The organism is Mucilaginibacter sp. (genome assembly GCF_036383575.1).
GTDB lineage: Bacteria > Bacteroidota > Bacteroidia > Sphingobacteriales > Sphingobacteriaceae > Mucilaginibacter.
Map to the genome: position 1 here is coordinate 1 of NZ_DASVOB010000169.1, position 11,152 is coordinate 11,152.

8 protein-coding genes are annotated in these 11,152 nt (G+C 42.0%); 5 read left to right on the forward strand and 3 right to left on the reverse strand.

Features of this window, described 5'->3' with window-relative positions; translation table 11 throughout:
• The 3 genes from VF500_RS06210 to VF500_RS06220 form a co-directional block, all read left to right on the forward strand.
• The coding region (locus VF500_RS06210) for an efflux RND transporter periplasmic adaptor subunit (RefSeq protein ID WP_330858834.1) at positions 1–994 on the forward strand (994 nt) is incomplete at its 5' end.
• A gap of 24 nt (positions 995–1,018) precedes the next feature.
• Positions 1,019–4,219 carry an efflux RND transporter permease subunit gene (locus VF500_RS06215; protein ID WP_330858835.1) on the forward strand — a complete coding sequence of 1,067 codons (3,201 nt, stop codon included), beginning with the start codon at positions 1,019–1,021 and terminating at the stop codon, positions 4,217–4,219.
• 67 nt (positions 4,220–4,286) lie between these two features.
• Positions 4,287–5,699: a TolC family protein gene (locus VF500_RS06220; protein ID WP_330858836.1), complete on the forward strand. Its 1,413-nt coding sequence runs from the start codon at positions 4,287–4,289 to the stop codon at positions 5,697–5,699.
• A gap of 82 nt (positions 5,700–5,781) precedes the next feature.
• On the opposite strand, the gene VF500_RS06225 is transcribed toward VF500_RS06220, so the two are convergent.
• Both VF500_RS06225 and VF500_RS06230 read right to left on the reverse strand, forming a co-directional pair.
• Entirely contained in the window at positions 5,782–6,261 is a 480-nt protein-coding gene (locus tag VF500_RS06225) for an OmpA family protein (RefSeq protein ID WP_330858837.1), read from the reverse strand.
• Between the two features lie 53 nt (positions 6,262–6,314).
• Positions 6,315–7,742, reverse strand: coding sequence for a hypothetical protein (locus VF500_RS06230; protein WP_330858838.1), 1,428 nt, complete (start codon positions 7,740–7,742; stop codon positions 6,315–6,317).
• Between the two features lie 346 nt (positions 7,743–8,088).
• Between VF500_RS06230 and VF500_RS06235 the strand changes: the two genes are divergently transcribed.
• Positions 8,089–9,879 carry a beta-N-acetylhexosaminidase gene (locus VF500_RS06235; protein ID WP_330858839.1) on the forward strand — a complete coding sequence of 597 codons (1,791 nt, stop codon included), beginning with the start codon at positions 8,089–8,091 and terminating at the stop codon, positions 9,877–9,879.
• A 41-nt stretch (positions 9,880–9,920) separates the two neighbouring features.
• Here VF500_RS06235 and VF500_RS06240 read toward each other — a convergent pair whose 3' ends face one another.
• Positions 9,921–10,262: a hypothetical protein gene (locus tag VF500_RS06240; RefSeq protein WP_330858840.1), complete on the reverse strand. Its 342-nt coding sequence runs from the start codon at positions 10,260–10,262 to the stop codon at positions 9,921–9,923.
• A 333-nt stretch (positions 10,263–10,595) separates the two neighbouring features.
• Between VF500_RS06240 and VF500_RS06245 the strand changes: the two genes are divergently transcribed.
• Positions 10,596–11,152 (forward strand): cellulase N-terminal Ig-like domain-containing protein (locus tag VF500_RS06245; protein WP_330858841.1); only part of this gene is annotated, 557 nt, incomplete at its 3' end.

The window sequence follows — 11,152 nt, forward strand, 5'->3', positions numbered from 1 at the left end:
AATTGAAGGTACTGTTAATGTAGAGATCAGGCCACAGGTAAGCGGCACTTTAGATAAAGTATTTGTTGACGAAGGCGCATTCGTATCTGCCGGTCAGCCAATATTTAAAATTAACGAACAACCATACCGTGCAGCTTTAAATAACGCATTGGCAAGCTTACACGCCGCCGAAGCAGCACAGGTAAACGCACAACTGGAAGTTGAAAAATTAACCCCGCTTGTTGCCAACAAAGTAGTATCCGACTACCAGTTGAAAACAGCCAAAGCAGCTGCTGAAGTTGCCAAAGCCAATATCGAATCGGCAAAAGCTAATGTTGCTACAGCGCAGATCAACTTAGGTTATACTTTAATAAAAGCGCCTGTTAGTGGCTATATTGGTCTTTTGGCAAAGAAACAAGGTAGTTTGGTAGGCCCAGCGGATGTTGCAGCACTTACTCAATTATCAGATGTACATGACGTACACGTTTACTTTTCATTGGGCGAAAAAGATTTCGTAGCCTTTAAAGAACAATATCCTGGTGCTAACCTGAAAGATAAACTGAAAAATGTACCATCGGTATCATTATTACTTGCTGATAACACCGAATACGCTAAACAAGGTAAAATTGACATCGTTGACGGCCAGTTTGATAAAAACACCGGCGCTATCACACTAAGGGCAAATTTCTCAAACCCTGACGGTCTTTTACGTTCAGGCAATACCGGTAAGATCCGTTTAAGCCTGAGCCATAAAGATGCTTTGATCGTACCTGAAGCCTCAACTATTGAAATGCAGGACAAAGTATTTGTATTTATCGTTGGCGATAGCAGCAAAGTTAAAAAACAGCCTATCGACATAGTTGGTAAATCAGGCGATCATTACCTGGTTAAAGACAAAGAGGCTATTAAAGCCGGCGACCAGATCGTGTTAGAGGGCATAGATAAACTACAGGAAGGCATGGTTATCCAGCCGCAAAAGGCTTCAGACAAAGTAGCCGCTGTAGTTAAGAAATAATACATACACTTAAACTTTAAAGTCATGTTTCAGAAATTTATAGAAAGACCGGTACTCTCAACTGTTATCTCCATATTGTTGGTGATAGTGGGTGTACTTGGTTTAACAAAACTGCCCTTAGAGCGGTTCCCTAATATTGCCCCTCCGTCAGTATTGGTATCTGCTGTGTATCCGGGCGCCAACGCCGAAACTATTTTACGTTCCGTTACGCCTTCATTAGAAGAAGCAATTAACGGTGTGGAAAATATGACCTATATGACCTCTACCGCCAGTAATGACGGTACATTAGGTATCACCGTTTACTTTAAACAAGGCACCAACCCCGATCAGGCAGCGGTAAACGTTCAAAACCGTGTTTCTCAGGCTTCAAGCCAGTTACCTGCCGAGGTTTTGCAATATGGTATTACAACTACCAAACAGCAAAACAGCTTTATTGGTGCTATGGCGATTTACTCAGAGGATCCTAAAAAATACGATCAAACCTTTGTAGCCAACTATGCACAGATCAATATCGTTCCGGAAATTAAACGTATCCCGGGTGTAGGTTCTGCCAGTATTTTTGGTGGTATTAAAGATTACTCTATGCGCGTTTGGTTAAATCCAACCCAAATGGCAGCTTACAATGTTACACCTGCCGAAGTAACCGCCGCTATACAGGACAAAAACCTTGAAGCAGCGCCAGGTAAATTTGGCGAGCGCAGCAACGAAGCATTTGAATACGTAATTAAATATAAAGGTAAACTTACCAAGCCAGAGGAATATCAGAATATCGCTATCCGTGCTAATGCAGATGGCTCGGTATTGCGTTTGAAAGACGTAGCACGCGTTGAACTGGGTGCTTATTCATATAATAGTGTAAGTAACCTGAACGGCCATGACGGTATTATCGTTGGTATTATCCAGTTATCAGGTTCAAACGCCAACGAAATCCAGATCGCTATCGATAACCTGATGGTGAAATTATCAAAAGATTTCCCTGTTGGTATCAAATACAACCAGTTCTACCGTACCAAAACCGACCTTGATGAGTCTATCAACCAGGTTGAGCATACATTGGTGGAAGCGTTTATCTTGGTATTTATCGTAGTATTCATATTCCTGCAAGATTTCAGGTCTACATTGATCCCGGCGATAGCGGTTCCGGTTGCTATTATCGGTACGTTCTTCTTTATGAACCTGTTCGGTTTCTCGGTTAACTTGTTAACCTTGTTCGCATTGGTTCTCGCCATTGGTATTGTGGTGGATGACGCCATTGTGGTGGTGGAGGCGGTGCATGCCAAAATGGAGCATGATCCAAGTCTTACCCCTAAAGCGGCGACTACTGAAGCGATGCACGAAATTACCGGTGCGATCATATCTATTACGCTGGTTATGGCGGCGGTATTTTTACCGGTGAGTTTCATGACTGGCTCTACAGGTATCTTTTATCGCCAGTTTGCGTTAACCATGGCTATATCTATCATTATATCAGCTGTTAACGCTTTAACTTTAAGTCCTGCTTTGGCTGCTTTATTCTTAAAGAATAAACATAGTGAAGGTGGTCATGCTGCTCCTAAGAAAAGCTTTGTAGAAAAATTTTATGCAGGCTTTAATGGTGGCTTTAATTACATGACCAACAGGTATGTTGGAGGCTTGAAAGTTCTTATCCGCAACAAGTGGATCAGTATGGCCGGCCTTGCCTTAGTAATTGTTGCCACAGTTTATATGGTAAACAAAACCAAGACAGGTTTTATCCCAACAGAAGACCAGGGCTTCGTGGCCATAGCTGTTAATACTCCGTCAGGTACTTCCTTAGCAGGAACTAATAAAACATTTAAGCAAGCTGAAGATCAGTTGAAAACACTGCCATCTGCACGATTTGTTACCGCGTTGTCTGGTTTTAACTTCTTAACCCAGTCAAGTAGCCCATCTGCAGGTGTTATCTTCCTGTTGTTAAAACCTACTGAAGAGAGGGGCGAGGTTAAAAATATCGACGCTATCCAGAACATAGTAAGAGGCAAATTAGCAGGTATTCCGGGTGGTACTTTCTTCGTGTTCAGTTTCCCAACTGTTCCTGGTTTCAGTAACGTTGAGGCGCTTGACGTGATGCTGCAGGATAAAACCAACGGCAGACTGGATAAATTTAGCGGTGTTGCCAATAACTTTATTGCTAAGCTGATGCAGAAACCTGCGGTTGCTTTTGCCTTTACTTCTTACAAAGCGGATTATCCTCAGTTACAATTAGAGGTTGATGATGAAAAAGCAAACCAGTTAGGTGTAAGTGTGAAAGATATCCTTTCAACAATGCAGGCTTACTTTGGTACTGCACAGGCATCAGACTTTAACCGTTTCGGTAAATATTACCGTGTGGTAGTTCAGGCTGATATTGCCGACAGGACCGATCCTTCAGCAATTGACCGTGTGTTTGTTAAAAACAAATCAGGCGAAAACGTGCCGATCAACACCCTGGTTAAATTAACCCGTGTGTATGGTTCAGAAACTGCTTCACGTTATAACCTGTTCAACTCTATCGAGATCAATGCCATCCCTAAACCAGGCTATAGCTCTGGTGATGCCATCAAGGCAATAGAGGAAACTGCTAAAGAGCAATTACCACAAGGCTTTGCTTATGAGTTTACAGGTCAAACCCGCGAGGAGATCGCTTCAGGTGGTCAGTCAACTGTGATCTTCCTATTGTGTTTGGTGTTCGTATACTTCCTGTTATCAGCGCAGTATGAAAGTTATATCCTGCCATTGGCGGTAATACTTTCAATACCTACAGGTTTATTCGGTGTGTTTATTGTATTAGGCTTAACCGGTATCGAAAACAACATCTATGTACAGGTAGCGCTGATCATGCTTATCGGTTTGTTAGCGAAGAACGCCATCCTGATCGTAGAGTTTGCGGTGCAACGGCGAAAGGCAGGGCACGGGCTTGTTCAATCGGCTATTGAAGCCGCGCAGCTCCGTATCCGTCCAATCATCATGACCTCTATGGCATTCGTATTCGGTTTATTCCCGATGAGTATCGCTACCGGCCCATCTGCACAGGGTAACCACTCTATCAGTATTGGTGCAGCAGGCGGGATGGTTTCAGGTGTATTGTTAGGTTTGTTTATCATACCTGTACTATACGTGATATTCCAGGGCTTGCAGGAACGTATTAGTGGCAAACCTAAGCCGCTTGCCGCTGCCGGCGACCATGGTAAGGATGCTGTAGTTCTTGAAAACGAATATTCAGCTTAATCAATCAAACATCAACTAAAACTATCACGGACCTTTAAATCCGTGATAGTTTAAAAAAGATATAACAATGAAAAATATAATAGGCAGTTTGGCTTTAGCACTGGTGGTGCTTGCCGGCTGTAAAGTTTCAAAAGATGTTGCTACGCCAAAGGACGCGCAACCTGAAGCCTTCAGGAACGCGGTTACCACCGGCGATACCAGCAGCATTGCCGACTTGCAATGGAAAAACTTTTTTACTGATGCTGCTCTTCAAAAGCTGATTGACAGCGCCATCGTTAAAAATTACGATATGCAGGTGGCGGTTAAAAACATTGAAGCCTCAGAGTTGCAATTTAAACAGGTTAAATGGAACTACGCACCTACTTTAGGCTTAAACGTTACAGCAAGCACTAACCGTCCGTCAGACAATAGTATCAATGGTTTAAGCATTAAACAATATGGTATCGGTACTAAACATATCGAAGATTATAATGCAAATTTAGCCCTTTCATGGGAGGCTGATATCTGGGGTAAGATCCGCAATCAAAACCGCGAAGCTTTAGCCCTGTACCTGCAAACTAATGAAGCAAAACGGGCTGTTCAAACTAACATCGTATCAAGTGTATCTCAAGGTTATTATAATCTCCTGATGCTTGACGAACAGTTGAATATTGCAAAGAAAAACGTAAAACTGAACGATAGTACTTTACGCATCATCAAATTGCAGTACGATGCCGGTCAGGTAACCCTGTTAGGTGTTCAGCAGGCCCAGGCTCAGTTAGAAGCCGCAGCACAGTTAGTTCCTCAGTTTGAACGCGATATCAACGTTCAGGAAAATGGCTTAAGCATTTTAGCAGGCAGGTTGCCTGATGCTATTGAGCGTAGCGTTACCCTTAATGATATCACTTTCCCTGAAACCCTTTCGGCAGGTGTGCCATCAGCAATGGTGAGCCGCAGGCCGGATGTACGTAGTTCTGAATTGGCTTTGAACGTTGCTAACGCGAGGGTAGGTATTGCTAAAGCCCAGCTTTATCCATCGTTAACTATTACCGGTCAGGGTGGTTTAAACTCTTTTAAATCGAGCAATTGGTTTAATATTCCGGCTTCATTGTTCGGTACAGTTGCAGGTGGCATAGCACAGCCTTTGTTGCAACGCAAGCAACTGCGCACCCAGTATGAGGTTGCCAAAGTTAATCGCGAAAAATCGGTGATCCAGTTCCGCCAGTCGGTATTGAATGCTGTGGGCGAAGTATCGGATGCTTTAGTAAGGTTGCAAAAATTAAAAGAACAACAAACTATCGCAGCTAACCGTGTTAAAACTTTACAGCAAGCTACCAGCAATGCCAGTATGTTGTTTAAAAATGGCCTTGCTAACTACCTTGAAGTAATTACTGCTCAAAGCAATGTGCTACAAGGTGAATTAGAACTTGCCTCTATAAAAATGGCACAACTTAGCGCCAACGCCGAGCTTTACCGCTCATTAGGCGGCGGCTGGAAATAATCTTTATCTACCCCTATGAAAACAGAAACGGCTGATCAGAAACCCTGATCGGCCGTTTTGTATTATGCCAGATGCTCAATGTTTAGTTTGTAAAATGGATTTCAACACGCCTGTTTTTCTGACGACCGGTTGGTGTTTGGTTTGATGCTATTGGATGGGTATAGCCGTATTCAGTTGCAGCAATACGAGATGAGTCGGCACCGTTTTGTACAAGATATGCCTTTACAGCTTCGGCCCTTGCTTTTGATAACATCCAGTTATATACATATGCGCCCTTGTTATCGGCATAGCCGCCCAGCTTAAGCGATGCGTTGTTATCGATCATGAGCTTGGCTACATTTTTGAGGTTGCCGTGCGCGTTGTCTGGAATAGTTGCCTTGTTAAACCCAAATTGAATGTTTTTGATCTTCAGATTAGCCAGGGCTTTCGGCGACATTTTTTTCGGAACATCATCTTTTTTCCTGGCCGGGGCATCCGGGTTACCGGCCATAGCGGCAAAGGACACCAAACAAAACAATACGGCTAAGGCCGATGTGACTGATTTTAAATAATTCGTTTTCATGGTTTCAGTGGTTATGTTTTAATAAGAATATTTTCGTTTCAAGTTTTATATTATTAATGATCGCCAGTTTGGAGAGTTACTCTTTTTACCGATGACAAGTAGTTAATAAGTGTAAGCATGAAAACCGGTAGCAGCAAACCCGCCAATAATGCAAGGAGATAAATCAATAATGATTTAGGAACCATAGACTCTCTGATATCTGATTTTTGTATTACAGTTAGCCAGGGAGCTGCGCTCCGGGCATTCATATTGCTTATGTTCCTGTTATACTGCTTTTGCTTATTACTGATCAGCGCGTTTACCTGGGCCAGCGAATCATTCAGTTGCGATAATACAAAAGCTCCTACAGACCTTGACCATTTAGGTTGGCTGCTATCCCTTATTTGCTCATCTCTGCGTGTTATCGCGTTTAAAAGTTCGTTCTTTAATGGTTCTATCTCCAGGGTAAAAGCGTATACGCTTGCATCGGCTACGTCCGAATCCTGCAACTGCCTTTGCTTTTCAAGCTGTGCATTGTTAAAATCTTGTATGAGTTTTTTTATATGATTGTCATTAACATCATAGCCATCGGGTATTAAAACGAACGCATTATTGGGTTTTGTGAGGTAAGGTTTAATGGCCTCAAGTACATTTAATGTTAGCTTTTGCTTTTCGGTGGCAACTGTGGGCGTTGCTTTTTTTATGTGGTTTAGCACATTTAGCTGTTCCTGGTATTTGTTGGCTATAGTTTTATAGTAGGCTATGCTATCGTTCAGGTTTGTTAAGTAGGAATTGTTTGCTGCTGGTTTTTCGTGTAAGTTTTCGCCGGCATATTGAGCGTTGATGATTTCAATTAGCTTGTTTAAAAAATCCTGTCCCTTTTGAGCATTTTCTGCATTTAAGCTCAATTCAAAAGTATTACTGCTTAAAACTTTTGTATTCAGATTTTTGCTGAAGTGTTCGGCTAAATCAGCCGGAGTATTCAGCTTTATTGTTAATGGCGATTGCACGGGTTTAAATGCAGGGCCTTTTACTATCATATAATTCAAAGAGCCATATTTAACCGGATGATTTAAAGAAATGTCTGTGAGTACATCATTTTGATCAACCCGGCAAACGTGGTCATTGATTAAATTGATAGTGATTTCAGTAGGTGAATTATAGATGCTGCCCTTGCCAAGCATAAATTTAATGGGTAACGAATCGCCATAAATTTCTGTTTCCTTGAAGGTGCTCTTACGATAATAACTTACATTAAATGGTAATGAACTGATGGCTTTTTGTACGGCGATTTTAGAACGAAGGTCTTTAATTGCACTTCCTGTTGATTCGTCGCCGGAAAGAGATAATTCAACCCGCACTTTATATTTAGCGGATGAAAAAAGAAGGTATGCTGACGCAGCTAAACCAAAAATCGCCACTGAAGTAATAACGAAATATCTGTTGCGGGATAACAGGCCTGAAATATTCCTTCCCGCTCTTTTAATGCGAGCCTGGTTCATAGAATATGATGATTGTTTTTTATGTAAATTGCTGTAATTTAATAATTTACATAAAATCAGAACGTGTGGTTTTGAGGTTTGTTCTTTTGCGCTGCGGTAATTTCATTGATTTTCGCAGCGCTTCACATGCTGCTATAGCTAAACTTCACAGTCATACCTCAAAAATTGTAAAGTAATGTATACAACTATGGGAGCGCATTGGCGGGTAATTTCATAAGGAGTTGATGATCTTACTAAGAGTAGCCTGCTTGATTTAAGATTTAAACACTTTGTTACAAACAAATTACCCTGTTTTTGAAAGAAAATTCATATCATAGCAGCCCCAAACTATTTGAGTTGTTTTTAAATGAAATTTAAGATCGCACTTGTATTTCTTTTGTTTTCCGGCTATGTGCGGGCGCAAAATGTCAATATAATTCCTCAGCCCAAGTCTGTTGTTAACGGCACCGGGCAGTTTACTTTTAATAACCACAGTACCGTTGGCGTAAATGATGCTTCTCTATTGCCGATAGCCCGTTACTTTCAGAAACAGGTAAGCCAGTCGGCCGGTTTTACACTTGCTGTGGATAATAAAGATGCAGGCAGTCTCATCCACCTGTTATTAACTAATGGCGACCCAACACCGGGAGCATATTCGCTTAAAATATCGTCGGGAGAGATCACGATATCTTCATCAAATAAAGATGGAATATTTTACGGTATAATGTCGTTATTGCAATTGATCAAAGACCAGCCCCGCGGCGAAAATATCAACTTGACATCCTTAACAATAGCCGATATGCCACGCTATCAGTGGCGTGGGTTGATGCTTGACGAATCGCGTCATTTTTTTGGCATGGAAAAGGTGAAGCAGATCCTTGACTGGATGGCCTATTACAAGCTGAACAAATTTCACTGGCATTTAACCGATGCTCAGGGCTGGCGTTTGGAGATAAAAAAATATCCAAAACTAACGCTGATTGGAGGAATTGGAAACTACAGTGATTCATCGGCCGATCCTCAATATTATACCCAGGCTCAGATCAAAGATATCATTGCTTATGCAGCCGAAAGGTATATAACTGTGATCCCTGAAATTGATATGCCGGGTCATGCAACAGCCGCCAATAAAGCCTATCCGCAGTTTAGCGGCGGCAGTGTTGAAGGCTACCCTAATTTTACTTTTAACCCTTCAATTGATAGCACCTATCAGTTCCTTGGTAATATCATTAAAGAAACCAGCGCGCTGTTCCCTTCAAAAATGATTCATTTAGGTGGTGACGAGGTGGCTTTAGGTGTGAAAGCCTGGTCGCTTAATCCTTCAATTGCCGGATTCATGCAGAAGAACAGTTTTGCCGATGTAGGTGCATTGGAGCGCTATTTCTTTAAGCGTATAGCTGATACGGCTATTAACGCGGGTAATAAAGTATTGGCCTGGGACGAAGCAACCGGCACAAACCTGCCTGCTGATAAAACCATTATTTTTTGGTGGCGGCAAAACATGCCCGGCCAGCTTCATTTAGCTTTACAAAAAGGCTATCAGGTGGTACTTTGCCCTCGCCTGCCAATGTATTTTGATTTTGTGCAGGATGCCGATCATATCTCCGGCCGCAGATGGAAAGGTGTGTACAACACTGTTGGCAGCGTTTATGGTTTCCCCGAAAAGCAAATGCAAACCAACGAGGATCTGCAATCTAAACAGATCATAGGTGTGCAGGCCAACATCTGGACAGAAATGATCGGTTCTGAAAAGCGCCTTGATTTTATGTTGTTTCCCCGTATTGCAGGTTTGGCCGAAGCCGGGTGGACTGCTCCAGAGCTTAAAGATGAAGAAGCTTTTGATAACCGTTTAAAAGCCAGTATCAAGATCTATGATGCGGCTAATATTTACTATTTCAATCCTTTTGATAAGTTTTTCCATGATGAAGCTATCGATTTTGGCCCTAAGATCAGGAAAATGGAAAGACCGGCTGATCAGAACATTGATGAAGAGGGTTACCGTCCACGCAGAAGACACGGACGGTCATCTAAAAAGAGCAGTCATTCATCAAAGCATTCGTCATCTGTAAAACATTCGTCGTCTAAAAAGTCGTCTTCAAAAAAATCTTCTTCTTCTTCAGGTAAAAGCAAAAAGACCTCTCATAAAAAAAGGAAATAACCAACAGGTTATTTCCTTTTTGAAATTACTTCCGGATATTATTATCTGTAAGAAGATAGGTGCGTGGTTTTAATGCTTAGGACGAACGATTTGCCAACGCTCACTTTTACATTCTTATCTTTTAAAAGCTCTTTGATCGCATTGTCGGCTTTAAGGAGCTCGTATAAATCACGGGCCACTGCCGAGCCACTTATGTTGTTGGTAACCTTGCCGTTTTCCATGTTGATGCTAAACGTATAGCCGGATTTACCTCTGCTGCCTGCCGCTTCAAAATCGGTAATATTGAGCTTAAACTGCTGTTCTTCCTGCATACTTCTTTTTAAGTGCAGGCGTATTACAGGCATGTACTTTTGCCATGTCATCAAATAATTTCTTTCGTCCATAATCGTTTTTTAAAAGCAAAAGCCCTCGTATAGTATGGATACAAGGGCTTCGGTTATCGGGTTAAGGAGCTTGTAAAATCTCCTGGTATAGTGCGTTGTAATTATCAGCCTGTTACAGTGGCTAATTTTTGTAACTTTTCAAAGTTAACTAAATAAAAGGGTAAAGCAGTTGGTATTTAATAGTTTGTTTTTAATGCCCTCAATAGATAGCCAGGGTTGCTTAAATACAATGTAGTGGTGAATTAGGGGTAAAGGTTAACGCTTTTTAACCGGGATCATTAACGGCCGGTTTGTAAATGCTGTAAATTGCAAGCATCAATAAACCGCATTTACATGAACCTGTTTAATCGCTGCCAGCTTATCCTTTCTGTTTTCTTCACGCTGTTTTGCGGCCTTTGCAAAGCCGAACCTGTTTTTTATATGAACCAGGTGGGATATGATGCGCGGGGCGCAAAAACTGTTGTTGTGCGGTGCGACACTAAACTTGGTCAGGGGATACTTTTTTCGTTACAAAATTCAAAGGGTAATGCTGTATATATTGCTCCATTAAAAGGGCCATTAAAGGTAGAGGAATGGGACAAGGACGGATATTTTTACCAGGCCGATTTTTCGGAATTTAAGGCGGAAGGAAAATACAGGGTTTACATTGGTACCAAAGATTTTCATTCCCAATCTGATTGGTTTGACATTAAGGAGAATGCGCTGGCGGTAATTACCATTCCATCGGTATTGAGTTATTATAACAGGCAGCGCGCCAACACGCCAACCGAGTTACAGGCCGACGCAGCCGTTCAGCTTTATGGCGGCGATAAAACAGTTGATCTGCGCGGCGGCTGGTGCGATGCCTCTGGCGATGTGAGCAAATACTTTTCGCATTTAGCTTATGCCAA

Bases quoted from the DNA above. Each gene is read 5' to 3' on its own strand.
- VF500_RS06225 (WP_330858837.1), bottom strand. From the start codon at position 6,261: ATGAAAACGAATTATTTAAAATCAGTCACATCGGCCTTAGCCGTATTG.
- VF500_RS06240 (WP_330858840.1), bottom strand. From the start codon at position 10,262: ATGGACGAAAGAAATTATTTGATGACATGGCAAAAGTACATGCCTGTA.
- VF500_RS06235 (WP_330858839.1), top strand. From the start codon at position 8,089: ATGAAATTTAAGATCGCACTTGTATTTCTTTTGTTTTCCGGCTATGTG.
- VF500_RS06230 (WP_330858838.1), bottom strand. From the start codon at position 7,742: ATGAACCAGGCTCGCATTAAAAGAGCGGGAAGGAATATTTCAGGCCTG.
- VF500_RS06220 (WP_330858836.1), top strand. From the start codon at position 4,287: ATGAAAAATATAATAGGCAGTTTGGCTTTAGCACTGGTGGTGCTTGCC.
- VF500_RS06215 (WP_330858835.1), top strand. From the start codon at position 1,019: ATGTTTCAGAAATTTATAGAAAGACCGGTACTCTCAACTGTTATCTCC.